Source organism: Streptomyces sp. NPDC006435, from assembly GCF_040612315.1.
Taxonomy (GTDB): domain Bacteria; phylum Actinomycetota; class Actinomycetes; order Streptomycetales; family Streptomycetaceae; genus Streptomyces.
The window spans coordinates 1-25,358 of sequence record NZ_JBEXPY010000006.1 but is presented as its reverse complement, the minus strand read 5'-3'; the positions used below and the strand labels follow the sequence as shown (position 1 = coordinate 25,358).

At 72.6% G+C, this 25,358-nt stretch carries 21 protein-coding genes; 10 read left to right on the top strand and 11 right to left on the bottom strand.

From position 1 onward, the window contains the following. Positions 1 to 130 precede the first annotated feature (130 nt). Together ABZZ04_RS09150 and ABZZ04_RS09145 are read left to right on the top strand one after the other, a co-directional pair. Entirely contained in the window at positions 131 to 964 is an 834-nt protein-coding gene (locus ABZZ04_RS09150; protein ID WP_356931550.1) for a carbohydrate-binding protein, read from the top strand. 241 nt (positions 965 to 1,205) lie between these two features. Continuing rightward, complete coding sequence (locus ABZZ04_RS09145; protein ID WP_356931549.1) at positions 1,206 to 1,406, top strand: hypothetical protein; 201 nt, start codon at positions 1,206 to 1,208, stop codon at positions 1,404 to 1,406. 39 nt (positions 1,407 to 1,445) lie between these two features. Here the strand turns inward: ABZZ04_RS09145 and ABZZ04_RS09140 are convergent, their stop codons facing one another. From ABZZ04_RS09140 to ABZZ04_RS09115, 6 genes are all read right to left on the bottom strand, one after another. After that, positions 1,446 to 3,140: a bifunctional 3'-5' exonuclease/DNA polymerase gene (locus tag ABZZ04_RS09140; protein ID WP_356931548.1), complete on the bottom strand. Its 1,695-nt coding sequence runs from the start codon at positions 3,138 to 3,140 to the stop codon at positions 1,446 to 1,448. Positions 3,141 to 3,275: 135 nt separating this feature from the next. Next, complete coding sequence (locus tag ABZZ04_RS09135; protein ID WP_356931547.1) at positions 3,276 to 4,334, bottom strand: type III polyketide synthase; 1,059 nt, start codon at positions 4,332 to 4,334, stop codon at positions 3,276 to 3,278. Between the two features lie 845 nt (positions 4,335 to 5,179). Then, entirely contained in the window at positions 5,180 to 6,385 is a 1,206-nt protein-coding gene (locus ABZZ04_RS09130; RefSeq protein WP_356931546.1) for a cytochrome P450, read from the bottom strand. A gap of 344 nt (positions 6,386 to 6,729) precedes the next feature. After that, a complete protein-coding gene (locus tag ABZZ04_RS09125) occupies positions 6,730 to 7,773 on the bottom strand; it encodes a DUF1259 domain-containing protein (RefSeq protein WP_356931545.1) in 1,044 nt (347 codons plus the stop codon). 163 nt (positions 7,774 to 7,936) lie between these two features. Then, entirely contained in the window at positions 7,937 to 10,111 is a 2,175-nt protein-coding gene (locus ABZZ04_RS09120) for an FtsX-like permease family protein (RefSeq protein ID WP_356931544.1), read from the bottom strand. Further along, on the bottom strand, positions 10,105 to 11,034 hold the full coding sequence (locus tag ABZZ04_RS09115; RefSeq protein ID WP_356931543.1) for an ABC transporter ATP-binding protein: 930 nt from the start codon (positions 11,032 to 11,034) through the stop codon (positions 10,105 to 10,107). The genes ABZZ04_RS09120 and ABZZ04_RS09115 overlap by 7 nt, the downstream gene beginning before the upstream one ends. A 106-nt stretch (positions 11,035 to 11,140) precedes the next feature. Between ABZZ04_RS09115 and ABZZ04_RS09110 the strand changes: the two genes are divergently transcribed. After that, positions 11,141 to 12,343, top strand: a complete 1,203-nt coding sequence (locus tag ABZZ04_RS09110; protein WP_356931542.1) for a DUF2786 domain-containing protein — start codon at positions 11,141 to 11,143, stop codon at positions 12,341 to 12,343. Between the two features lie 226 nt (positions 12,344 to 12,569). After that, positions 12,570 to 14,867: an FUSC family protein gene (locus tag ABZZ04_RS09105; RefSeq protein ID WP_356931541.1), complete on the top strand. Its 2,298-nt coding sequence runs from the start codon at positions 12,570 to 12,572 to the stop codon at positions 14,865 to 14,867. Between the two features lie 91 nt (positions 14,868 to 14,958). Here ABZZ04_RS09105 and ABZZ04_RS09100 read toward each other — a convergent pair whose 3' ends face one another. Next, positions 14,959 to 15,459, bottom strand: coding sequence for a hypothetical protein (locus ABZZ04_RS09100; protein ID WP_356931540.1), 501 nt, complete (start codon positions 15,457 to 15,459; stop codon positions 14,959 to 14,961). A 252-nt stretch (positions 15,460 to 15,711) separates the two neighbouring features. Here ABZZ04_RS09100 and ABZZ04_RS09095 point away from each other — a divergent pair, with 252 nt between their 5' ends. After that, the gene (locus ABZZ04_RS09095) at positions 15,712 to 15,954 is read left to right on the top strand and encodes a DUF397 domain-containing protein (RefSeq protein ID WP_148840675.1); all 243 of its coding nucleotides are present in this window, start codon (positions 15,712 to 15,714) and stop codon (positions 15,952 to 15,954) included. A 223-nt stretch (positions 15,955 to 16,177) separates the two neighbouring features. On the opposite strand, the gene ABZZ04_RS09090 is transcribed toward ABZZ04_RS09095, so the two are convergent. Further along, a complete protein-coding gene (locus ABZZ04_RS09090; protein ID WP_356931539.1) occupies positions 16,178 to 16,675 on the bottom strand; it encodes an ATP-binding protein in 498 nt (165 codons plus the stop codon). A gap of 347 nt (positions 16,676 to 17,022) precedes the next feature. Between ABZZ04_RS09090 and ABZZ04_RS09085 the strand changes: the two genes are divergently transcribed. The 4 genes from ABZZ04_RS09085 to ABZZ04_RS09070 all read left to right on the top strand — a co-directional run bounded on the left by ABZZ04_RS09085 (position 17,023) and on the right by ABZZ04_RS09070 (position 20,794). Beyond that, on the top strand, positions 17,023 to 17,886 hold the full coding sequence (locus tag ABZZ04_RS09085) for a helix-turn-helix transcriptional regulator (protein WP_356931538.1): 864 nt from the start codon (positions 17,023 to 17,025) through the stop codon (positions 17,884 to 17,886). Positions 17,887 to 17,940: 54 nt separating this feature from the next. Further along, positions 17,941 to 19,398, top strand: coding sequence for an aldehyde dehydrogenase family protein (locus ABZZ04_RS09080; protein WP_356931537.1), 1,458 nt, complete (start codon positions 17,941 to 17,943; stop codon positions 19,396 to 19,398). Positions 19,399 to 19,579: 181 nt separating this feature from the next. Beyond that, positions 19,580 to 20,131, top strand: a complete 552-nt coding sequence (locus ABZZ04_RS09075) for a DinB family protein (RefSeq protein ID WP_356931536.1) — start codon at positions 19,580 to 19,582, stop codon at positions 20,129 to 20,131. An 18-nt stretch (positions 20,132 to 20,149) separates the two neighbouring features. Continuing rightward, positions 20,150 to 20,794: a PadR family transcriptional regulator gene (locus tag ABZZ04_RS09070; RefSeq protein ID WP_356931535.1), complete on the top strand. Its 645-nt coding sequence runs from the start codon at positions 20,150 to 20,152 to the stop codon at positions 20,792 to 20,794. Positions 20,795 to 20,849: 55 nt separating this feature from the next. Here the strand turns inward: ABZZ04_RS09070 and ABZZ04_RS09065 are convergent, their stop codons facing one another. From ABZZ04_RS09065 to ABZZ04_RS09055, 3 genes are all read right to left on the bottom strand, one after another. After that, positions 20,850 to 22,274: a glutamate decarboxylase gene (locus tag ABZZ04_RS09065; protein ID WP_356931534.1), complete on the bottom strand. Its 1,425-nt coding sequence runs from the start codon at positions 22,272 to 22,274 to the stop codon at positions 20,850 to 20,852. Between the two features lie 16 nt (positions 22,275 to 22,290). Further along, positions 22,291 to 22,914 (bottom strand): NAD(P)H:quinone oxidoreductase, encoded by a 624-nt coding sequence (gene wrbA / locus ABZZ04_RS09060; protein ID WP_356931533.1) that lies wholly within the window; start codon positions 22,912 to 22,914, stop codon positions 22,291 to 22,293. 112 nt (positions 22,915 to 23,026) lie between these two features. Further along, positions 23,027 to 24,253 carry an ion channel protein gene (locus ABZZ04_RS09055; RefSeq protein ID WP_356931767.1) on the bottom strand — a complete coding sequence of 409 codons (1,227 nt, stop codon included), beginning with the start codon at positions 24,251 to 24,253 and terminating at the stop codon, positions 23,027 to 23,029. Positions 24,254 to 24,488: 235 nt separating this feature from the next. Here ABZZ04_RS09055 and ABZZ04_RS09050 point away from each other — a divergent pair, with 235 nt between their 5' ends. Then, positions 24,489 to 25,247 (top strand): MerR family transcriptional regulator, encoded by a 759-nt coding sequence (locus ABZZ04_RS09050; RefSeq protein WP_356931532.1) that lies wholly within the window; start codon positions 24,489 to 24,491, stop codon positions 25,245 to 25,247. Positions 25,248 to 25,358: the final 111 nt, after the last annotated feature.

Here is a 25,358-nt window from a genome sequence, read left to right as displayed (position 1 = left end):
TCCCCGCCGGGCGGCGCGCACCGGCACACCGCACACCGCACACCGCACACCGCACACCGCACACCGCACACCGCACACCGCTCCACGTCATGTCATGCCCGTGTCCTTCCCCCATATCGAGGAATCAGCCATGACTCCAGAAGTGCCCGAAGGTTCCGGCGACCCCCGCGGGATCAGCCGCAAGACCCTGCTCAAGGCCGCCCTGGTCGCCGGTACCGTCCCGCTGCTCGCGGGCGGCGGCGTCGCACTGGCCCGGGACACCGGTGCCGACGGCCGGCCGCTGGCTCCCACGCCGAACTGCGACGACGGCGACGGCCCGACCCACGAGCAGATGGAGGGGCCCTACTTCAAGCCCAACTCCCCGCTCCGCACGAGCCTGATCACCGACAGCACCCCCGGTGTCCGGCTGACCGTGAGCGGCTACGTCTTCGGGCGGAGCTGCAAGCCCATCCCCGGAGTGCTCCTGGACTTCTGGCAGGCCGACACCAACGGCGCGTACGACATGAGCGGATACGCCTTCCGCGGCCACCAGTTCACCGACAAGTCGGGTGCCTTCAAGCTGACCACGATCGTGGCGGGGCTCTACCCGGGCCGTACGCGGCACATCCACGTGAAGGCCCAGGCGCCCGGCTCGGGCATCCTGACCACCCAGCTCTACTTCCCCGGCGAGCCGCGCAACAACACCGACATGCTCTTCGACCCGGCGCTCCTGATGAACGTCCGGGACGTCGGCTCCGGGAAGGAGGGGTCCTTCGACTTCGTCCTCGACGTCGAGGGTCCGAGCGTTCCGCCCACCAACCCGCCCACCGACCCGCCCGGCTCCACCACCTGGGCGGCCGGCAGCTCCTACAACGCGGGAGACCGCGTCACGTACGGCGGGGTCACGTACCGCTGTCTGCAGGCGCACTCGGCCGTGACCGGCTGGGAACCGCCGAACGTCCCCGCCCTGTGGGAACGCGGGTAGACACGCAGCACGGCGCAGGCGTACCACCGCCGCGCGGTGCGCACCCCGGACTTGCCTCGCGGGGGGTGCGCACCGCGCCGGGTCCGGGCCGACGGCACCATCGGCCCGGACCCTCCTTTTCGTCCTCCGGGGGCGGATCCGTCCTCCGGAGGCGGGTGCGGGGCCGCGGAGTAGCCTGGATGTGTACGGCTCCCGGTGAGCCGGTTCTGTCGGCCTGCGCATCGAAGGGGGCCGGAACCGCATGGACACCCTGGTCACCGTCGTGGTCGTCCTCGCGATGATCGCGCTCGCGGCGTACGTCATCCATCTGCTCAACGCCCGCCACCGGCACCAGCATCTGCGTCCCGTGCACTACGACCACGGCCTGGCCGGGTTCGACGAGGGCGGGCGGAGAAACGACGGGGAGACCGATTCCGGCTCCGGCTCCGGTTCCGGGAGATGAGTGGTCCGGGGCGGTGAGCGGCGGGTGCCGCCGGGGGGGCTACTTCGCGTCCGAGTAGCGTTCCACCACCGCCGTCGTGAACGGGAAACGCACCGGTGTCTCGCCGAACACGGTCCGGCCGGCCAGGTCACCGGCCGCCCGGATCGCCGCCACCACGGCCTCCGCCTCCTCCTTCGGACAGTGCACGATCACCTCGTCGTGCTGGAAGAAGACCAGCTCGGCCCGGAGCCCGGCGGTGCGGAGCGACTGGCGCAGGGCGGCCAGGAGCAGCAGCGCCCAGTCCGCGGCGCTGCCCTGCACCACGAAGTTGCGGGTGAAGCGGCCCCGCGCGCGGGCGTTCGTCGATGCGTAGCCGGGGGTGAACTCGTCGTCGGCGGAGGCCGGGTCGGTGTCCTCCTGCGGGAGCCCGGCCTCCCCGTCCTCCCCCCTCCCGGCCGCGGGAGGGCTGGTCCGGCCCAGCCACGTCCGTACGAGACGGCCCTCCTCGCCCGCCTTCGCCGCCTCGTCGACATGGGCCACGGCCAGCGGGAACCTGCGGCGCAGGGCGGCGAGGTTCTTCAGTCCGTCGCCCGAGGTCTGGCCGTAGATCGCGCCGAGCAGGGCGAGCTTGGCGTGCTCCCGGTCCCCCTGGAAGGCCCGGTCGGACAGGGACGTGTACAGGTCGCCGTCGTGGCCCGCGACCTCCATCAGGCCGCGGTCGCGGGAGATCGCGGCGAGCACCCGGGGCTCCATCTGGTCGGCGTCCGCGACGACCAGGCACCAGCCCTCGTCGGCGACGACCGCCCGCCGTATCACCTTGGGGATCTGGAGCGCCCCGCCGCCGTTGGTCGTCCAGCGGCCGCTGACCGTGCCGCCCGGCAGGTACTCGGGGCGGAAGCGGCCGTCGCGCACCCAGTCCTGGAGCCAGCTCCAGCCGTGCGCCGTCCAGATCCGGTACAGCTTCTTGTAGCGGACGAGGGGTTCCACCGCCGGATGGTCCAGCTCCTCCAGCTCCCAGCGCCGGGTGGACCTGATCCTGATGCCGGCCTGCGCGAACGCCTTCACCACGTCGGCGGGGAGGTCGGGGCGGACCCGTCTGCCGAAGGCGGCCGAGATCTCGTCGGCCAGCTCGGCCAGTCTGCGGGGCTCGCCGCCGCCCGCGTACCGCTCGCCGAGCAGCTCGTCCAGCACGTCCCGGTGGACGTCGGCGCGCCAGGGGAGGCCCGCCCGGTTCATCTCGGCGGCGACCAGCATGCCGGCCGACTCGGCGGCCGTGAGCAGGCGCATCCGGGCCGGGTGCTCGGCGGCGTCGTGGCGGCGGAGCTGGTCGGCGTACACCTGGAGCAGGTCGTCGAAGGGCAGCTCGGTGCCGGTGCGGGGTTCGAAGAGGGAGGACTGCGAGCCGGGCTCCGCGGTGCGGGGCGGGGGATCGGGGGGTACGGGGGCGTTGCGCAGGCGGGCGTGGGCGGCGGCCGCGGAGCGGGGTTCGCCGAGGCGGCCCTCGTGGGCGAGGAGGAGGGACTCGGCGACCTCGATGTCGTAGCAGCGGTCCACGGGGACACCGGCCGCGAGCAGCCGTGGGTAGATCTCGGCGGTGGACCGCCAGACCCAGCGCACGACGTCCGGACGGGAACGGACCGCGGCCACGAGGTCGGGCTCGGCCACGACCGGGGCGGCGGGCAGGCCGGTGGGGGCCAGCGGGGCGAGGAGCGCACCACCGGTCTCCGTCATGGCCAGAGCCCAACGTTCGGTCATGCTGTCGAGTCTGGCACCCGGCACTGACAACGCCGTCCGGGCACGCGGGGCGCCTCCGGCCCCGGCCCCGGCCCCGGCCCCGGTCCGGGGCTCGGGGCCCGGGACCGGGGCGGAGGAGAGGGCGGCGGGTGCGGGTCAGGACTCGGCCTCGCTCGTCCAGGTGCCCAGGGAGATCTCGGCGGTGATGCCGGGTCCGAAGCCGGCCATCAGGCCGCGGTGGCCGTCGAGGGCCGAGGCCTCGTCGAACATGCGGCCGAGGGCGTCCAGCACCACGGCGCTGGCGATGTTGCCGTACTCGGTGAGTGTGGCGCGGCTGAAGCGGAACGCCTCGGGCGGCACGTCCAGGAAGTGGCTCAGGTCGTCCAGGATGCGCGGGCCGCCCGCGTGGATGATGTAGAAGTCCATCTTCCCCGCGTTCCACTGGTGCTCCTCGGCGACCGCCTCCAGCGCCGGTGCGAGGGGCTCCATGGTGCCGGGCACCCGCTTGTCGAGCTGGAAGTGGAATCCGGTGGAGCGGACCGCGTAGGAGATCCAGTCCTCGGTGGCCGGGATGATGAACGAGCCGTTGCGCTCCAGCCGCACTCCCGTGCCGCCGCTGCCCCGCAGCACGACGGCGGCTATGCCGTCGCCGAACAGCCCGTTGGACAGCAGCGATCCCACGCCCAGGTCGGTGGGCTGGTAGCACAGCGAGCAGAACTCGCAGGCCACGATCAGCACGTTGGCGTCGGGGTAGGCCGTGCAGTAGTCGTGGGCCCGGTTCACCGCCGCGCCGCCCGCCGCGCAGCCGAGCTGGGCGATCGGCAGCTGCCGGGTCTCCGGGCGGAAGCCCATCTCGCCGATGAGCCACGAGGTGGCCGGCGGCATCATGAAGCCGGTGCAGGAGACGTAGACGATCAAGTCGATCTGATCCGGCTCAAGTTCGGCGTGATCGAGCGCCCGGCGCACCACCGCCGGCACCCGGGCCTTGGTGTGCTCCTCGTAGGTGACGCTGCGGGCGTCGAACCCCGGGTGCTGCAACACCTTCTCGATCGGCTGGATCAGATGCCGTTTCTGCACCCCGGTGTGTTCGATCAGACGAAGGACCAGATCGATCTGCGGGTGGTCACCGTGCAACCGCCGGGCCAGATCGAGGGTTTCCTCGTTGGTTATGACGTACTCGGGAACCGTGATGGCCGGCTTGCAGAGAACCGCCATGGAACTCCTCCTAGCGGGCATGGTCCACACGGCCGGGCCCGAAGGTTTCCTCGTAGGGGGTGTTCGTCGGCCGGAGGCGGCCACCACGGCTTTGTGCGCGCGGCATCGCGTCGGCATACGCGGTCGCGCAGGATGGAGCACTGGTGGATTCCGGCGCCGTGCAGGTACCCCTGGAACGGGCGCGGACGGGCCGACCGTCGAAGACTGAGTTCTGGGGCCTCTCGTTTTGGATCATGCCGGGCTCGCGTGCCCCGGCACGCACGCTCGCCGCGTTGTCGTCGGTCGCCATGGCTCCGCCATGGCTCCCTCCTCCGCCTTGCGATCGCACGCACCGGACCCCGCTCGCTGATCCGGCCTGATCCAAACGAAAGACCCCAGCCGTTCGTGGGCGGACGCTGCTCCGCCACGGGATGGGTGGCCGTCGGGTTCACGCTACGGCAGGCGGATCGGGGTCGCATGTCGGGACGGCGAGGACCGAGGGGCGGGCACGTGCGCCGGAGGCGTGGCACGGCGCGGCGAGGCGTGGTGGGGCAAGGTGGGGCGGGGTGGGGCGAGGCGTGGTGGGGTGCGGTCGGGCTTCGGGGGTGCCGGAAGCGGGGTGGGGTTCGGCGGGGCGCTCCGGTTGCCGCCCGTCCCTCGCGGACGCATCATCGATGACGGCCTCCCGTCGGCCGGGTCCGGCCCGGTCCCGGCCGTGCGCGCGCCGTACGCCGTACACGTACGACGTGCGGAGGCGCGCACGGCGGTCCGGGGCGTGTGCCCCGGTCCCGCGGCGCGGTCCGGAGCCCCCGGTCACCGGGGGCTCCGGACCGCGTCCGGTCGTCGGGCGTACGGGACCTCCCCGGTCACCAGGTGACGGGGAGTTCGAGGGGGTAGCGCCAGATCGACGTCTTGTTCCAGCGCACGTCCTCGGCCGGTACCGCCAGCTTCAGGGCGGGGAAGCGCTCCAGCAGCGTTCCGATGGCGACCTGGAGCTCCGTGGCCGCGAGCGGGGCCCCGAGGCAGTGGTGTCCGCCCCAGCCGAAGGTCATGTGGGACGGCCCCGTGCGTTCCAGGTCCAGCTCGTCGGGGCGGTCGAACTTCCGGCCGTCGCGGTTGGCCGTCAGATAGGAGACGTGCACGATGTCCCCCTCCCGGATGCGCACCCCGCTCAGCTCCACGTCCTCGGTGGCGACCCGGGGGATGCCGACCCCCTTGCGGAAGGGGATGAAACGCAGCAGCTCCTCGATGGCCTGGGGGAGCATGCCGGGCTGATCGCGCACCATGGCGAGCTCGTCCGGCCTGGTGAGCAGGGTGTAGGCGATGTTCCCGATCTCGTACGTGGTGGTGTCCTGGCCGGTGATGAGCAGGACCATGGCCATGACGGTCAGTTCCTGGTCGTTGAGGATCTCGTCCCCGTCGCGGGCGGTGGCCAGCGCGCTGATCAGGTCGTCGCCCGGGTTCGCCCGGCGCTGGGCCGTCAACGTGGCGAAGTAGGCGCGGAGATCGGCCTTGGAGCGGATCGCCGCTTCCTTGTTCTCGACGGTGGTGTCCATCATGGTCCGGGCGTGGGCGCGCAGTTGCGCGCGGTCCGCCTCGGGAATGTCGAGGACCTCGCAGATCGTGGTCAGCGGCAGCGGGGCCGCCAGGTGCTCGAACAGGTCGGCCGGGGCGCCCTGCTCCTCCATCCGGTCCAGCAACTCGTCGACGACGTGCTGGGTGCGCACCCGCATGCGCTCCATGTGGCGGGGCGCGAAGCCCTTGGAGATCAGGCTGCGCAGCCGGCTGCTGCCCGGCGGGTCCATCACGTTGATCGCCTCGGCCTGGACGATCGGTTCGGGGGTCATGCGCGGGAAGTTCCGGCCGATGACGGCGGTGCGGCTGAAGCGCCGGTCGGTGGTCACCGTGCGCACGTCGTCGTAGCCGGTGACGAGCCACGCATCGCCGTCGCCGTGCGGAAGACGGATGCGGGACACCGGTCCCTCGTTCATCAACTCCCTCAGCACCGGGTCGAATTCGAGTGCTTCGGCGTAGTCGAACGGGCAGTGCCGGGCGTCGGCGGCTGGTTCCATGCGGAGCTCCAGGTGAGGGTCTGACGGTCGGTTCGTGGGGTGGGGAGGCCGGGCTCCGTCCGTGCGGGGTGCGGGCCGGACGGGACATGGGTGCCCGGCCGTCGGCCCGGACACGCGCTGCTCCCGGCCGATTGGTCCATATGCAGAAGAGATCGGCGGCCCCGGTCGCTGGACCGGCGCAATACGGTCCGGCGACCGGGTCGTGCACTCGTCCGGGCCGCCGGGCTCCTCCGGGCCGCCGGGCTCATTCGGGTCGTCGGGCTCATTCGGGTCGTCGGGTCCGTTCGGGCCGTCGGGTCCGTTCGGTCCGTGCGGTTCTTCCGGGTTGTGCGGTCGGGCCGGGGTCAGGTGTTCGGTACGACGTCGGTGGCGTCCACCGCCGGGCGCAGTGCCCGCGCGAGCTCGACGCCGTCGCCCACGGCCCAGAAGTGGATGAAGAACAGGCGGGGGTTCTCCGACAGGTGGTGGTTGTGCAGTTCGACGAGTTCGATCCCGCCGCGCCGCAGGGCCCTCAGCACCTGCGGGACCTCGTCGGCGATCATGGCGCAGTCGCCGCTGAGCGCGGCCCGGCCGCCGCCCAGCGGCTGGAAGCTGAACGCGCTGGTCGACCCCAGGCCCGGCGGCAGGACCAGGTGACCGTCCACGACGGTCTCGCGGCGGATGAAGAGGATCTTGTAGATCCCGTCGTTGGTAGTGCCCCTCGTGCCCAGCGCGGCGTCCATCGCGGCGGTGTCCAGGTCGATCGGCGTCTGCGGGCGCGGCGGCCGGGCGGGCGGGGTGGCGGTGAGGTCGATCCCCGCGCGCAGCCCGCGGGCCAGGGCCGGCGCGTCGTGGCCGTGCGCGTGGATGTGGGTCCACCAGATGTCGGGGGTGTGGGAGAGCAGGTGCTTGTGCAGCGCGGTCTGCTCGATCCCGTGCTCCTGCCAGGCGTCGGTCACCCGCTGGAGCTCCTTCTCGGTGACTGCCACGTCGCCCATCATCATCGTGCTGCCGTCGGCGTAACGGACGAAGGCCACGTGCGTGCCCAGCGCGAGCCCCGGGGTGACGACGACGCCCCCGGAGACCACCAGCAGGTCCTGCCGGGGGAAGCTCGTGTGGTACGCCGTGTCGCGCAGCATGCTGCCGGGGCGGCCCAGCGCCCGCGCCACGCCCGCCCAGTCCGCCAAGGCGGTCCGCACGGGCTCGATCCGTTCGCCGTGCCCGGTTGCCGTCCCGGTGCGGGTCGCTCCGGCCGCCCCGGTCGCTCCGGCCGCAGTCAGTACCGGGGCGAGCGCGGCGGCGGCCAGTACGCGCCGTCGCGAGGTGACCACCCGCGCGCCCGCGCCCGTACCCCCGTCCGTCTTCCCGCCCGGGTTCTTGCTCGTGTTCTGCTGTCGGTCTCCGGTCATTCCTCGATCGCCTCCGTCGGCGGCCTCTGGGATGGGACAGGAAGCACGCTAAAGCGTGACGAAAGGGGAAAGCGGATGCCCCGTCAGCAAGTGCCGCTGGATGGACCACAGACGTTGCCCGGCCGGGTTCGGCGGCCCGGTCCGGCCGGGCCGCCGAACCCGGTCACCGGCAGCGCGTGCGGCGCACCGCCCCCGGCAGCAGCGCCGCCCCCACCGCGACCACCGCGCACACCCCCGCCGCGCCGCCCGTCAGCGACCACGGCACCGACACCTCGACCGGCGCGGAAAGCGAGGCCAGCGCGGCGGCCGGGCCCGCCAGGTTCACCGCGGTCACGGCCAGGCCGAGCACCGCCCCGAGCCCGACCGCGAAGAGGGTCTCCCCGGCCACCACCGCGAGGACCCGCGGCCGGGTGGCGCCGGCCAGCCGGAGCGCGTCCAGCTCCCGGGCCCGTACGGACCCCGCCATCAGCAACGTGTTGGCCAGGGCGATCACCGTGTAGACCAGCGCGATGCCCAGGACCACGGCCAGGCCGAACCGGGTCTGCGCACCGGTGCGGGGATGCGTCGCGGCCAGCCACCGCTCCACCGGCCGCACCGTGCCGCCCGTCCCGCGCAGCCGCTCGGCGACGGCGGCCCGGTCGGCGCCCGGCGCGAGGCGCACGTCGATCCGGTCCACCCCGGCCGCCGGTGCGTTCGCCCTGGTCACATAGGCCCCGTTGTTCCCCGTCCCGAGCGCCAGCACCGCCACGATCCGCAGCTTCGCCGGCCGCCCGTCGCCCAGCCACACCCGCACCGTCGAGCCCACGGTGTGCTGCTCCCACTCCTCGTTCACCACGATCGAGCGGTCGTCCAGATCCCTGATGTCGCCCGCCACCACCGGCAGTCGGCCGACCGCCGCGAGGGCCTTCGGGTCGTCCACCGCGCGGGCCTCGGACGTGACGAGGGCGGAGCCCTCCTCCCGTACGTGGACGGCGGTGGGGGCCGAGGCGGAGAGCGTCGCGCCCGGCACCGGACGGGGCCTCAGATCCCGTCCCGTCACGACCAGGTCGGCCCGGGTGTGCTCACGCGCCTCCGCCGCCCGCGCCGCCGACACCGACATCGCCGAACCGGCCACCGAACCGGCCAGCCCCACGATGACCAGCACCGGGGCGACGATCGCGGCCGTGCGCCGCAACGCCGCCGACGTGTTCGCGGACACGAGCGTCCCGGTCGCCCCCGGCAGCCGGACCAGTCGGGCCAACGGGCGCACCAGCAGCGGTGCGAGCAGCGCGACGGCCGTGATCAGGACCATCGGCTGAGTGATGTACGTCTTCCGCTTCAGCAGCGCGGACGGGTCGGCGACCAGGGACTTCGTCATCAGGAACGCGGCCCCCGCGAGCAGTGCGACGCCGAGCAGACGGCGGACCGGCGGGAGCACGCCCGTGTCGACGTCGGCCTCGCGCAGCGCCTCCGCCGGCCCGGTCCGGCCCGCCCGCCGCGAGGCCGCCCAGACCCCCGCGAGCGCCACGGCCTGACCGGTCCAGAAGGCGACGTGGAGCGGCCAGGCGATCGGGCGGATCGCGAACCAGGACGGTGCCATGCCCTCCGCCACCAGCAGTTCGGCGAGCACCGGCGCGGCCAGGCGGCCCAGCGCGCACCCGGCGGCGGAGGCGAGCACGCCGATCACGGCGGCCTCCGTCAGCAGCAGCCGCCGCAACTGGCCGGGCGTCGCCCCCGCCGTGCGCAGCAGCCCGAACTCGCGGCGGCGCAGGGCCACCGAGAAGGCGAACGTCGACGCGACGACGAAGACCGAGACGAAGGCGGTGACGCCACCGGCCGTGCCGAGCAGGGCGTTCACGGCCACCAGCCCCTCGGCGTCCCGCTCCGTGTCCGGGTCGGCGCGGCGCCGGTCGTCCCCGGTGAGGACCTGGGCGCGGTCGCCGACGACGCGGCGCACCTCGTCGGCTGGCGCGTCCACCCCCACGGCGTCCGGGCCGCGCGTCGCCCGGCCGGTGGCGGAGGGCGGTCCGACGAGCTCCGGCCCGTCGTCCCGGGTCACCGGACCGAGCGCCCGGAGTTCGCGCAGGAGTTCGGTGTCCACAGGGTGTGGATGGGCGAGCCGGTGACCGACCTCGGCTGTGGACGGCCCGCGCCGCACCCGTACGGTCAGGGTGTCGACGCCCATCACGACCACCGGCGATCCGGCGAACCGCTGCGGCGCCCGGTCCGGGGCGTCGAGGGTCGAGGCGAGCCCGAGGCCCATGGTCGCGATCAGCCCCACACCCAGCGCGAGCGCGACGAAGGTGCCGATGAGCGTGGTCCAGCGGGCGCGCAGGGAGGCGAGGGCGACGGTCAGCACGACGCCTCCGGGGCCTGGGTGCCGGCGTTGATGCCGGTGCCGGTGCCGGTGCCGACGCTGTTGCTGTTGCTGTTGCTGTTGCTGTTGCCGCGCCCGGCGCCACGGGTGCCGTTTCCGCGCGTGCCGTGCCCGGCGCGTTCGCGGCCCGCCGTGAGCCGGGCCGCGATCCGCTCGGCGCCGGGAGCGGCCAGGTCGTCCGCCACCCGCCCGTCGACCAGGAAGACCACCCGGTCCGCGTACGCCGCGGCCACAGGGTCGTGGGTGACCATCACGATCGTCTGCCCCTCCAGGTCCACCAGTTCCCGCAGCATCTCCATCACCTCCCGGCTCGTCGCGGTGTCCAGCGCGCCGGTCGGTTCGTCGCCGAAGAGCACCGCGGGCCGGGTGATCAGGGCCCGCGCCAGGGCCACCCGCTGCTGCTGGCCGCCGGACAGCTCGGTGGGCCGGTGCCCCGCCCGGTCGGCGAGGCCGACCCGTGCCAGGGCCTCCCGCACCTCGGCACGGGACGGGCGGCGGCCCGCGAGGCGCAGCGGCAGCGCGACGTTCTGCGCGGCGGTCAGCGAGGGGACGAGGTTGAACGACTGGAAGACGAAGCCGATCAGGTCCCGGCGCAGCAGCGTCAGCCGGCGCTCGCTCAGTCCGGTCAGTTCCGTCCCGCCCACCTCGACGGTCCCGGACGTCGGCCGGTCCAGCCCGGCCGCGCAGTGCAGCAGCGTGGACTTGCCGGACCCGGACGGGCCCATGACGGCGGTGAAGGTGCCGGTGCGGACGGCGAGGTCGACGCCGTCGAGGGCGTCGACCCGGTCGTAGGCCCGGCGCAGGGAACGGAGCCGTACGGCGTCGGCGCCGGACACGGACGCCGCGGCACGCCGGCCGGACGCAGAGGGTGCGGCGGACGCGGTGGACGGGTGCGGGGAGGTCATACCTGCGATCGAACCGTTTCCGTGTCCCGCGATCACGACCACCAGGGCCCGTCCGCACGGTGGGGCCAGCCCTACCCCTCCGTTCCGCCCTGCCTACCCTGACCTCATGGAACCGGTGATCGACCAGGCATTCGCGGCGGCCCTCTACTCGGAGGGCGACGCCGGACTCGACGCCGGTGCCTCGCTGCTCGCCGCCGATCCGACGGCCGACGCGGAACTGTTCCGGCGCGGCGAGGAGTTCGTCCGCCGGGCCTGGGAGCGCGGCTGGCAGCCCGCCGACGTCGTACGCACCGTCCGCCGCGAGCTCGACGAGACCGCGGCCGGGATCGCCGCCGGGCTGATCGGCTCGGAGACCGGGCGGTACGAGCCGCTGCCGCCGCGCTGGCGCGCCCAGCTCGACGGGCTCCCGGACGCCCCGCCCCGCAACCGGCCGGACCGTTTCTCCTACGCGTCCGCCGTCCTCGGGCTGTACCGGCTGCTGCTCCGGCTCCCCGCCATCGAACCGGTCGGGCCGCCGCCCGGCGCCGTCCCGCACGATCTCCGACTGCCGCCCGCGCACGACGAACCCCGGATGCTGACCCGGATCCGGGCCCTGCTCGCCAAGGCCGAGGCAACCGGCTTCCCCGAGGAGGCGGAGGCCCTGACCACCAAGGCGCAGGAGCTGATGGCCCGGCACTCCATCGACGAGGCCCTGCTCGCCGCCCGTACGCACAGCGAGGAGGCGCCCGGGGCGTGCCGGGTCGGGGTGGACGCGCCGTACGAGACGGCGAAGGCGATCCTGCTCGACGCGGTCGCCTCCGCGAACCGCTGCCGCGCGGTGTGGAACAGCGACCTCGGCTTCTCCACGGTGGTCGGCTTCGAACCGGACCTGGACTCCGTGGAGCTGCTGTACACCTCCCTGCTGGTCCAGGGCACGGTGGCGATGACGAAGGCGGAGGCGGGCCAGCGGGCCGGCGGACGCAAGCGGACCAAGACTTTCCGGCAGTCCTTCCTGATGGCGTACGCCCAGCGGCTGGGCAGTCGGCTCGCCGCCGACACCGCCCGCGTCACCGCGGCCGCCGAGGCCGGGGCGGGGACCGGTTCCGGTGCGGGGGACGGGGGAGGGGGCGACCCGCAGCTGCTCCCGGTGCTCGCCGCCCGGGACGTGGCGGTCACGGACGCCGCCGAGCGGATGTTCCCCCGAACCACGACCACCCGGGTCAGGGGCGTCACGGACCTGGACGGCTGGAACCACGGCACGGCCGCCGCTGACCGGGCACGGATGGGCGGGCCGGGCCCGCAACTGCGCGGCCGGCCCGGGAAGCACTGACCGCCGACCGGGAGCCGCCGACCGGGAACCGCTGATCGTGGGCCGCCGACCGTGGGCCGTTGAGCACCGACCACCGACCGCCGACCGCCGACCGCCGACCGCCGACCGCCGACCGCGGGCCGTGGAGGGCCGGACGATTTTCCCGGGCCTGACGATTTTCCGGGGCCCGAGGGATTCGGGCTCTCTCGACTCGGGGCAAAACGGGAATTCCGGTTAGGCTCTGGGCATGAGCTGGCTCCGGGCGCTGAAGGAGACCGCCCGCTCGGGGCTGAAGATCGAGCGGCAACGTCTCGAACCGCTCATCGCGATCCGCGGCGCGGCCGGTCTCGCCCTCGTCATCGGGATCTCCCTCGCGCTCTTCGGCCCCGTGGTCGCCGCGAGCTCCGCGTTCGGCGCGTTCCAGGCGGCCATCGCCACGTTCCAGCGCAGCTGGCGCCCCCGGCCGGTGCTCGCGCTGGTCTCCGGGGCGAGCCTCGCCGTGTCCACGTTCCTCGGCTACCTCACCGGCTCCCGGCTGCTGCTCTTCCTGGCCCTGCTGGTGATCTGGACGTTCGTCGCGGGCCTGGCCTGGGCGGCGGGCCCGACCGGCGGCCTCATCGCGGCCTCCAACGTGGCGATCATGCTGGTCACGATCACCCTGCCGACCTCCGTCGCCGACTCGGCCGTGCACGCCGTGATGATCCTGGTCGGCGGGATCGTGCAGGCGACGCTGATCGTCCTGTTCCCGGTACGGAGATGGGGTGCCCAGCGCGACGCCCTCGCCGACGCGCTGGCCGCCGAGGCCGACTACGCCCGGCGGCTGCGCCACGACCCGGTCGCCCCCTTCGACCCGGTGCCGCTGATGACGGCCCGCAGCGCGGCGGCGGTCACCCCGCGCCAGGCCCGCCGCCGCCCGCCCGAACTGCGGGGCTCCCGGGGCATCGCCGAACGCATCCGGCCGGTCCTCGCCTCGCTCGCCGACCCGTCGCTGGGCGTGCCGTCCGAGGGGCCCGAGCGGGACCGGGTCCGCGAACTCCTGGCCGCCGCCGGGTCGGTGCTCGACTCGGCGGCCCACGCGATCCGCCACGGCGACCCGGTCGAACTGTCCCCGGCCGCCGTGGCCGCGCTGCGGACCCCGGACACCGGGACGCTGCTCACCGGCCCGCCGCGCCGGGCCGCCGACCGGCTCGGCGCGCTGCTCTCCGACGTCATCGAGACGGCCGACGGCGAGGGGACGAAGGAGGAGAAGGCCGAGGCGGACCGGGCCGCCGAGTCCATCAAGGCCGGTGCGGACGCAACCCCCGCCGCCGCGCCGCACCGCCGCCGCCCCACCCTCCTGCGACTGGTCCCCGTCGTGGTGAAGGCGATGCGCGCCGAACTGCGCCCCGGTTCACCGATCCTGCGGCACGCCGTCCGGGTCTCCGTCGTCGTGGCCGTCGGCTACCTCATCGGCACCGCGCTGCCGTTCGGACACGGCTACTGGGCACCGATGGCGGCCGTCATGGTGATGCGGCCGGAGTTCTCCCAGACGTACGGGCGCTCCGTGGCCCGGTTCGGCGGCACGATCGTCGGGGTGTCGCTCGCCACGGGGATCGTCCAGGCCACCCGGCCCGGCACGGGCCTGGCCGCGACGCTCGCCGTGCTCTGCGCCCTGCTGATGTACCTGCTGATGCGCACCGGGTACGTGGTCGGCCAGGCGTGCATCTCCGCGTACGTCGTCTTCCTGCTCGGCATGGCGGGCGACGACTGGTCGCAGACCGTGCTGGAACGGGTCGTCCTCACCCTCGCCGGAGGTCTCCTCGCGATGATCTCGTACGCGCTCTACCCGGCGTGGGAGACGCCGCGGCTGCGCGGCAGGCTCGGGGACTGGCTGAAGGCGGACGGGCGGTACGCCGCCTCGGTCGTCGACCAGTACGCCGAACCGGCCGAACGCGGCCACGACGACGTCCGCTCGGCGCTGCTCGACACCCGTGAGGCCCGGGTCGCCTGGCAGGAGGCGCTGGCGATCGCCCAGCACGAACCGGTGCGCAACCGCGGTCTCTCCCGCGCCGCCGCCGACGACACCCAGCACGCGCTCGCCGAACTCGGCCGGGCCGCGATGCTGCTGGAGGCACACCTCCCCGGCGGCGGCGCCACCCCCGTACCGGACGCCGCACGTCTTGCCGGAGCGCTGCGCCGGGCCACCGAACAGGGCGCGAAGGAGGTGCGGGAGCGGCGCGTACCGGACTGGTCCGAGGTGCGCGAGGCACTGGCGGAGTGGGACGCGCGGCAGGGCTCGGGCGAGGGGAGGGCGGACGACCCCTTCGTACGGGAAGGGGCCCACCTCCTCCTCGACGCCCTGGAGGAGTTCTCCCGGGGCCTGGACGGATCGGCGAAGTCGAAGTCGAGGTCGAAGCCGAAACCGAAGCCGGAACCGAAGTCGAAGGCGAAGCCCGCCCCCGAGTCCGGACCCGGGACGAAGCCCGGCACCGATCCCGATCCCGGCACCGATCCCGGCACCGGCCCCGAGCCGGATTCGGATCGGCCCGGTGGCCGGGCGGAGTGAAGCGGTCGCGCACCGCGCGCGATGCCGACCGGCACATCGGGAATCCGACGGTTCCGGCGGCCGGGTCGGAGCCGCCGGGCCGGTCGGTTCGTCAGGACGTCGGCAGGTCCGACATGTCAGGGAGTTCGGGCAGGCCCGACGGCAGGGCGCCCGGGTCGGTCTTGGCCAGGGTGTCCTTGACCCCGCTGTCCCAGGAGATCACGACGGTCTTGCCGTCGTTGGACTCGACGGACCCCGAGGTGCGGTCGGTGCCGCCGCTGACGCACTTCAGCGCGATCACCACCTTGTCCGTGTCCTGCACGGTGCCCGTGCAGGCGCGCTCCTCGGTGACGAGCGCCGCCTTGCCCGAGGAAACGGACAGGACGATGGCCTTGCCGTCGGTCTGCCCGGCCCAGCCGCCCTCCAGCATCGAGGCGTCGCCCGCGGAGGCGTCGTCGTCCCCGCCGCCGGAACCCTGGGCGGGCGTCTCCTGCCCCGCGGCGGAGTCCTTGCCCGGGTCGTCCTTCCCGCTGTCGCTGCTGCAGCCCGTCAGCGCGACGGTGGCGAGGATTCCGGTCGCGAGCACCGCACCGGCACGTACGACTCTGTGCATCTGTAATTCCCCCTTGTCGACGAAAGTCCGAGCCAAGTTATCAGCGCGCTCCACCGGTGTGGTGCGTTCATCTCGGGGCAGATGGAGCCGAAGAGCCGTTCCGTGCGTCTATCCCTGGGAGTAAAGCTGTAATCGTGGGAACACCCCGCGTGCACGTGCATCCGCGCATGCATCTGCTCATGCAGGGAAATTTGAACAGAGCTATGATCCGGGACAGTTGACACTTGCACCTTGCAACTCGGGGAGCGTCCTGTGCACCACGTGTACAACGGCATGGCGGCCACAGAGCTTCACGGAGTCGTCTGGCAGAAGAGCAGACACAGCAACTCCCAGGGATCCTGCGTGGAGTTCGCGAAACTGCCCGACGGAGATGTGGCGATGCGGAATTCGCGCCACCCCGACGGGCCGGCCCTGGTCTATACGCCGGCCGAGATAGAGGCGTTGCTGCTCGGCGTGAAGGACGGGGAGTTCGACCACTTGGTCGCGGGCGGCTGACCGCCCCGGACCCGAGTGTCCGGCGCCGCGCCCATAGTCGGCGCGCCGTGGAAATCCCGTACCCGTCGCAGGCGGCATTCCGTCCGAACGCACTCCGGCGCACACCCCGAAGAGGTGTGCGCCGTCAGGTCGTCATCCGCCGGTCGCCCGCCGGTCCGTGACCGGTCGACCGCCGATCCGTCGCGGATCCGCCGTCGGCCGACTGCCGGTCATCCGCTGCCGGTCATCTGCCGTCGGAGAGCCGGAACAGCGCCCAGACCACCTTGCCGCACGTTGCCGAGCCGTCCGGGCCGACGGCGTCCGGCGCGGGGGACGGGTGCCAGCCCCACGAGTCGCTGAAGGACTCCACGAGGAAGAGGCCCCGCCCGGACTCCGCGGAGTCCGGCGCCTCGGAGGCGATCGGGCTCTCCTGGCTGGGGTCGCGCACCGCGCACACCAGACGTGAGCTCCACCGCATCAAGTGCAGCCGTACCGGCGGGTCCTGGGGGTTCGGTGCGTTGTCCCCGGGCAGGGCGTGCCGCAGGGCATTGGTGACGAGTTCGGAGACGACCAGTGCGACGTCGTCGAAGCGCTCGCCCAGCCCCCATCCGTTCAGCGTCGTCCGGGTGAACTTCCGTGCACCGCTCACGGCTTCGTAGCGGGCGGGAAGGGTGCAGGTGGCTGACCCGGAGGCGGCTGAGGGATCGATGGGGGGAAGCCCCTGCCTTAACGGCTCGAGCATCGTCGATCCATTCGTCCCCATGCGAGGCACTCCCGGGATTCGCGGCTGTATCGGTACTGCGGGGGGTACAGCGGCACAACACGAACGAGCACGCAGGTGCGCGGGCTCCATCGTTCCCAATGCGTAGGGCAGATGCAAGGGCAGATGCACGTGCACGCGCCTGACCTGTCCGAACCCGTGCCGGTTCTTGGTCATTTCTTCCCTTGCGTATTTTTGCAGCTTTACGGAAGTCTTCCCATTTCCGTAATCGAATGAGTACGGGCTGAAGCGTTTTGGTGGCAGAATCCGGCACTTGGGGATCGAGGGGGAGCCCCGATGCCCAGGAAGCGAAGGGAAGGACCGGACCGGTGGCGGCAGGCGAGTCGAGTGGATCTGTGGTGCGGCGCATCCTGCTGGGCTCGCAGCTCAGGCGGTTGCGCGACTCGCGCGGCATCACGCGTGAGGCGGCCGGCTACTCCATCCGGGCCTCCGAATCGAAGATCAGCCGCATGGAGTTGGGACGGGTGAGCTTCAAGGCCAGGGACGTCGAGGACCTGCTCACGCTCTACGGCGTCACGGACGAGGCGGAACGGGACGCCCTGCTCGGGCTGGCCCGCGAGGCCAACGTGGCGGGCTGGTGGCACAGTTACGGCGACGTGCTGCCCGGGTGGTTCCAGACCTACATCGGCCTGGAGGGGGCGGCCTCGCTCATCCGGGTGTACGAAGTCCAGTTCGTCCACGGCCTGTTGCAGACCGAGGCGTACGCGCACGCGGTCGTCACCCGGGGCATGGGCGACGCCCCCGCCGTCGAGATCGACCGCCGCGTGGCGCTGCGGCTGGAACGCCAGAAGGCCCTCGTGTCCGAGAACGCGCCCAGCTTCCACGCGGTGCTGGACGAGGCCGCGCTGCGCCGCCCGTACGGCGACCGGGAAGTGATGCGGGGGCAATTGCGGCATCTGATCGAAATGTCGGAGCAGCCCAACATCACTCTTCAGGTGATGCCGTTCAGTTTCGGCGGGCATGCCGGGGAGGGCGGTTCCTTCACGATGCTGCGATTCCCGGAATCCGATCTGTCGGACATTGTCTATTTGGAGCAGCTGACAAGTGCGCTCTATCTGGACAAGGCCGAAGAAGTCGCTCAGTACGAAAAGGCCATGGCGCGGCTGCACGAGGACAGTCCGGATGCCGAGGAGAGCCGCGATCTGCTCCGCGGTCTGCTCCAACTCATCTGATTCATCAGTACGATGACGGTTCGACGGAAGTCTGCGGATGAGTTAAGGGATCGTATGTCCTTCTTCCACGAGCTGGCCCACCAATACATCGACGGTGAATGGCGGACCGGTACCGGATCGTGGGACATCATCGATTTCAACCCCTACAACGGGGAGAAACTCGCCGAGATCCCCATCGCCACCGCGCACGAGGTCGACCTGGCCTACCGCGCCGCCGAGCGTGCCCAGCGGAGCTGGGCCACCACCAATCCGTACGAGCGCCGGGCCGTCCTGGAACGCGCCCTGCGCATCACCGAGGAACGGCACGACGAGATCGTCGACGCGATCATCGACGAACTGGGCGGCACCCGCATCAAGGCGGAGTACGAGTTCCGCGCCGCCCTGGAGTTCCTGCGCGACGCGATCCACCGGGCGCTGCGCCCGCAGGGCAGCCTCCTGCCCTCCCCGGCGGACGGCAGGGAGAACCGCCTCCACCGGCTGCCCGTCGGCGTCATCGGCGTGATCACCCCCTACAACTTCCCGTTCCTGGTGACGATGAAGTCCGTCGCGCCGGCCCTCGCGCTCGGCAACGCGGTCGTCGTCAAGCCCAACCAGAACGCCCCGGTCGTCGGCGGCGGGCTGATCGCCCGGATCTTCGAGGACGCCGGGCTGCCCGCCGGGCTGTTCAACGTCCTGGTCACCGACGTCGCCGAGATCGGGAACGCGTTCATCGAGCACCCCGTGCCCGCGGTGATCTCCTTCGCCGGATCGGACCGGGTCGGCCGCCACGTCGGCGCGGTCGCGGCCGGGCACTTCAAACGGACGATCCTCGAACTCAGCGGCAACAGCGCCCTGGTGGTGCTGGAGGACGCGGACATCGACTACGCGGTCGAAGCGGCCGTCTTCAGCCGCTTCGTGTACCAGGGGCAGGTCTGCATGGCCGCCAACCGCATCCTGGTGGACCGCCGGATCGAGCGGGAGTTCACCGAGAGGTTCACCGCCGCGGTCGCCGCGCTGACGACCGGTGACCCGCGCGACCCGGAGACCCGGATCGGCCCGGTCATCAACACCTTCCGGGCCGACGCCCTGACCGCGCTCGTCGACCGGGCGATCGCCGACGGGGCGACCGCGCTCGTCCGCGGCCGGACCCGGGGCAACCTCGTGGAGCCCACCGTGCTCGCCGGGCTCCCCGAGGACTCCCCGCTGCTGTCCCAGGAGATATTCGGCCCGGTGGCGCTGCTGATGACGTTCGACGGCGAGGACGACGCCGTACGGATCGCCAACGACACCCCGTACGGGCTGAGCGGCGCCGTGCACACCCGCGACGTCGAGCGCGGGGTGCGGTTCGCCCGGCGCGTCGTCAGCGGGATGTTCCACGTCAACGACTCCACCGTCCAGGACGACCCGCTGGTGGCCTTCGGCGGCGAGAAGTTCTCCGGGCTCGGCCGGCTGAACGGCGAGGCGACCGTCGACGCCTTCACCACCCAGCGGTGGGTCTCCGTCCGGCACGAGCGCGCGGTCTTCCCCTTCTGACGCCCCCGCTCCCGACGCCCCCGCCCCCGGCGCCTCCTCGGGCCGCCCGCCTCTGCGGGCGGCCCGTTTTTTGTCCCCTCTTTCTGCCGCCCCTTCCTCCTTTAGGACGGAAGCTGACCGCGATGGGCCATAGCTTGATCCGTGTCAGGAAGAACCGGCACCGAGCATCAAGGCGGACATCATGGTCACTCACGTTCCCGCAGGAACCCCCGGCGACGAGCGCGGCGTTCTCCTCTCCTTCGTCGAGGCCCAGCGCGGCGGCATCCGTCGCGCGCTGCTCGGACTGACCGAGGAGCAGGCGGCGAGCCGCCCCAGCGCCAGCGGGCTCTCCCTCTCCGGGCTGCTCAAGCACGTCGCCGAGACCGAGCTGAACTGGCTGCGGATGGCCCAGCAGCAGCCGAGCGAGATCGCCCGCGACGAGAGCAACTGGGCGGACAGCTTCCGGCTCGTCGACGATGAGACGGTGCCGCGGATCCTGGAGTTCTGGGACGGCGTCGCGGCCCAGGTGGAGAAGTTCATCCGCTCGGTGCCCAGCCTGGACGACACCTTCCCGCTGCCCGAGGCGCCCTGGTTCCCGAAGGACGAACAGGTCTCGATGCGGTGGCTGCTGATCCACCTCGTCGAGGAGCACGCCCGGCACGCCGGGCACGCCGACATCATCCGGGAGTCCCTGGACGGCCGCACCGCGTTCGAGCTGGTCGCCGAGGCGGGCGGTTACTCTGGTCAAAGTTGACCAGAAGGGGTGCGTGAGATGTCCGCGATCCGGCTGCTGGTTCTCTGTGCCGTCCGGCAGCACGGCCGGGCGCACGGCTACCAGGTCCGCAACGACCTGGAGTACTGGGGCGCCCACGAGTGGTCCAACGCCAAACCCGGATCGATCTACCACGCACTGAAGCAGATGGCGAAGCAGGGCCTGCTGGTCGAGCACGAGACCGCCCCGAGCGCGGCCGGCGGCCCGCCCCGCACCGAGTACGAGCTCACCGAGGCGGGCGAGGAGGAGTACCTGGCGCTGGTGCGCGCCGCGCTGACCTCGTACGACCAGCGGCCGGACGTGCTGTCGGCGGGCCTCGGCGGCATCATCGACCTGGAGCGGGCCGAGGCGGTCGCGCTGCTCAAGGAGCGGGTGGCCGGCCTCGCGGCCTGGCGGGACTCGGTCACCACCCACTACCTGCCGGAGGCCGGTCCCGAGTCGGTCGGCCACATCGGCGAGATCATGAACCTGTGGGTCCACTCGGCGGACGCCGGGGCGGAGTGGACGCGCGGCCTGATCGCCCGCATCGAGGGCGGCGCGTACACCTTCGCGGGGGAGAAGGGCGAGCCCTTCGTCGGCGTGCTCGCCGAGGGGCAGGAGAACCCGTACGCGACGGGCGTCCCGGACCCCGGCGACGAGGAGTAGCCCCCTTCGCCCGGTCCGGACCGGTCCTCGTGGACCGCGCGGCGCGGGCCGGGCGTCAGTGGTGGAAGGACGTCGCCACCTGCTTGTCGCGGCTCAACGGGTGCGGCTGACGGCGCAGGTCGGGCAGGATCCGCCGGAGGTCCCCGACCAGCAGTTCGGCGAGGTCCGACGAGAAGCCGTTGCGGCACACCACCCGCAGCACCGCCAGATCCTGCCGGTCGGCCGGGAACGTGTACGCGGGCACCAGCCAGCCGTGCTCGCGCAGCCGCCGCGACACGTCGAAGACGTCGTACGCCTCCACGTCCGGCGCGGTCGTCAGCGCGAACACGGGCAGCTGGTCGCCGCGGGTGAGGAGCCGGAAGTCGCCGAGGCCCTCGATGCGCTCCGCGAGCCCGCGGGCCACGTCCCGGGAGGCCTGCTGGACGGCCCGGTAGCCGTCCCGTCCCAGCCGCAGGAAGGTGTAGTACTGCGCCACCACCTGGGCGCCGGGCCGGGAGAAGTTCAGCGCGAAGGTGGGCATCTCGCCGCCCAGGTAGTTGACCCGGAACACCAGCTCCTCGGGCAGCTCGGCCGGGGAGCGCCACAGCGCCCAGCCGATGCCCGGGTAGACCAGGCCGTACTTGTGCCCGGAGGTGTTGATGGAGGACACCCTCGGCAGCCGGAAGTCCCACACCAGGTCCTCGTCGAGGAACGGCGCCACCATCGCCCCGGACGCCCCGTCCACATGGACGGGGACGTCGATTCCGGTGCGCTCCTGGAGGGCGTCCAGCGCGGCGCAGAGCTCCGCGATCGGCTCGTACGAACCGTCGAAGGTGGAGCCGAGGATGCCGATGACGCCGATGGTGTTCTCGTCGCAGAGTTCGGCCGCGGCCTGCGGGTCGATGTGGAAGCGGTCGCCCTCCATCGGGACCTGCCGCGCCTCGATCTCCCAGAAGTTGCAGAACTTCTCCCAGCAGACCTGGACGTTGACGCCCATGACCAGGTTCGGCCGGGCCGTCGCCGGATAGCGGTCGGCGTTCCTGGCCGCCCAGCGGCGCTTGAGCGCCATCCCCGCGAGCATGCAGGCCTCGCTGGAACCGGTCGTCGAGCAGCCCACCACCGCCGCGGGATCGGGGGCGTGCCAGAGGTCGGCGAGCATCGCCACGCAGCGCCGCTCCAGCTCGGCGGTGCGCGGGTACTCGTCCTTGTCGATCATGTTCTTGTCGCTGCACTCGCTCATCAGCACCCCGGCCTGGGGCTCCATCCAGGTGGTGACGAAGGTGGCGAGGTTGAGCCGCGAGTTGCCGTCGAGCATCAGCTCGTCATGGACCAGGTTGTACGCGATGGAGGGCGGCATGGGCCCGTCGGGCAGCCGGTGCCGGGGCGGCGCCAGCTCCATGCCGACGACCGGGTCGGCCTCCCCGAAGAACGGGTTGAGGGCGAGCCTGCGGCGTTTCGCGGACGGTTCCGCGGCGGGGGAGGAACCTTCGTGGAGAGGCATCGGCGGATGGCCCTTCTCAGCTCTCGGCGGCGAGGCCGTCCTTGATGGCCCGGGTGAACCTCACGACCCGTTCGGCCTGGACCCGGGCGGCGGTCAGGGTCTGCTCGCCGACCGGGATTTCGCCCTGGCCTGCGACGTGCGAGGTCCCGTACGGGTTGCCGTCGACGAACTTCGACGGGTCCGTGTAGCCGGGGGCGACCAGGATGCCGCCGAAGTGGTGGATCGTGTTGTAGAGCGCGAGCAGCGTGGACTCCTGGCCGCCGTGCGTGGTGCTGGTGGAGGTGAAGCCGCTGTAGACCTTGTCGGCGAGGTGGCCCGCCTGCCAGAGCCCGCCGAGGGTGTCGATGAACTGCTTGAGCTGGGAGGTGACGTTCCCGAACCGGGTCGGCGTCCCGAAGATCACGGCGTCCGCCCAGACCATGTCGTCGGGTGAGGCCACGGGGATGTCCGCGGTGGCCCTCGCGTTGGCCGCCCAGGCCGGGTTGGAGTCGATGGCCGCCTGCGGGGCCAGCTCACCGGCTCTGCGCAGCCGGACCTCCGCCCCGGCCTTCTCTGCGTACTCCGCGACGGCCTTGGCGATCGTGGCGACGGTGCCGGTCGCGGAGTAGTAGATGACGGCGACGTTGACGGGCGTGGGCATGACCGGACCTCCGAAGGGGCTTACGGGACTTGTGCATGCGAATGCGACGATACGGAAGTACCGGTCGTCCGGCGCGCCGGACGGAGCGTCGGGCGGTGGTGCCGCGCCGGGCTCACCTCAGCGGCGTACCGTCCTCGTGCAGCTCCATCTGGGGGCGCCCGGTCACCAGCAGCCAGGCCGGCAGCGAGGCGACGCACAGGACCGGGAGCACGGCCGAGTCGCCGACCAGCACCGCCGCGGTGAACAGGCTCAGCCAGCCCTGCCGGGTGATGGCCAGCAGCACCCCCAGCACCCCGCAGGTCACCGCGAGCGCCGGCGGCACCCGGTCGACGAGGGCGTGGGCGCAGAGCCCCAGCGCGACCCCCACGAAGACGGCGGGGAAGATCCGCCCGCCCCGGAAGCCGCAGGTCGCCGCGATCAGCAGCGCGGCCGTCTTCACCACGGCCATGACGGCGAACTCCCCGGCCGACCAGCCCGTCGGATCGGCGGCGAGCGTCTTCACCTCGTCGAGCCCCTTGAACAGGGTCAGATGGCCGCCCAGCGCGCCCAGCAGCCCGAGCAGCAGCCCGCCGAGCGTCAGCGTCAGGACGGGGTGCCGCAGGGCCCGGAAGAACCGGTGCACGTGCGGGAAGGCGTACACCGCCAGCAGGCCCAGTGCCGCCCCGGCCAGGGCGATGACGACCGCGGACAGCAGATCGCCCCAGTGCGGGTGGGTGTAGGGCGGCAGCGACAGGTCGAAGCTGGGGTGCTCCAGCAGCGTCATGGTGAGCGCCCCGGCGGCGCCGGCCGCGAGCGGCCCGAACAGTCGGTCCCACAGGGCCCCCGGCCCGGGGCGGGAGGCGAGGATCTCCGAGAGGATCAGCGCGGCGGCGACCGGGGTGCCGAAGAGCGCGCCGATGGTGCCGGCCGCGGCCAGGGAGAGCCACAGCTCGGCGGAGGAACCGGGCAGGAACCGGCGGCCGAGCCAGAAGGCCAGCGCGATGTTGGCGGCCGTGATCGGATTCTCCGGACCGAGGCTGATCCCGCCCGCCAGGGTGAGCACCGTGACGAGCAGCAGCCCCGGCACCACCCCCGGCGGCAGCGGCGGATCGACCAGCCCCGTGGTCGCCGGATCGGGCCCCGCGTGACCGGGCACCACCCGGATCAGCAGACCGGCCGCCAGTCCGCTCGCGGTCAGCACCGTGATCGTCCAGACCGTGGAGTAAGGGCCGATGGAGAGCGCGTCGGGAAGCGTCCCCCAGAGCACGTCCTGCAGTTCCTCCGCGACCGTGCTCACGCCGAGCAGGACGAGGGCGGAGGCGACCCCGACGGCCAGCGCGGGCACGATGACGGGCAGCAGCCGGAGCGCGGGAGTGGGTGCCGGGGCCGGCCCGGCAGGCGCGGGGGTGGACCCGGCGGGTGGGGGAGAATCGGTGGCCACCGGCTCACCATAACGGCGCAAAAGCCGCATAACCCTCATGGTGGTGGCGAACGTGACGGCGCCGTCGGGCGCGACGGCGTTCCGGCTTGCACCTCACGCGACGTCAGGACCCAGCATCGGGACGTACCCGGAACGGAGAAGGGAGCGGGGAGTCATGGACTACTCCGTGGGACAGGTCGCCGAGTTCGCCGGAGTCACGGTGCGCACCCTGCACCACTACGACGGCATCGGGCTGCTCTCGCCCGGCGGGCGCAGCCGCGCCGGTCACCGCCGTTACGACGACGGCGACCTCGACCGGCTCCAGCAGATCCTGTTCTACCGGGAGCTGGGCTTCCCGCTCGACCGGATCGCGGTACTGCTCGACGACCCGGAGGCGGACCCGCAGGAGCACCTGCACCGCCAGCACCGGTTGCTGACCGACCGGATCGCCGAGCTCCGGAAGATGGCCGACGCCGTCGAGAAAGCCATGGAGGCACGGAAGATGGGCATCAACCTCACACCCGAGGAGAAGTTCGAGGTATTCGGGGACAAGGACCCCGAGGCGCACGCGGAGGAGGCCGAACGCCGCTGGGGCGGCACCGATCTGTACGCCGAGTCGCAGCGCCGGGCCGCCCGGTACACCAAGGACGACTGGAAGCGGATGCAGGCGGAGGTCACCGAGTGGACCGCCGCGTACGACGCGCTGATGGAGGCCGGGGAGCCGGCCACCGGTGAGCGGGCGATGGATCTGGCCGAGGAGCACCGGCGCCACATCGGCAAGTGGTTCTACGAGTGCTCCGCCGAGATGCACCGGGGGCTCGGCGAGATGTACGTGTCCGACGAGCGGTTCCGCGCGTACTACGACTCGATGCGGCCGGGCCTGGCCGAGCACCTGCGCGACGCGATCGAGGCCAACGCCGAACGCCTGGCGTGACCGGGTGGCGCGGTCCGCGGCGGGGCGCCCCGCCGCGGACCCCGCGGCCGTCACCCGCCCGGCGGACCCCCCCGCCCGCCCGCCGCCCCACGTTTGTTCATGAGGGGGCGG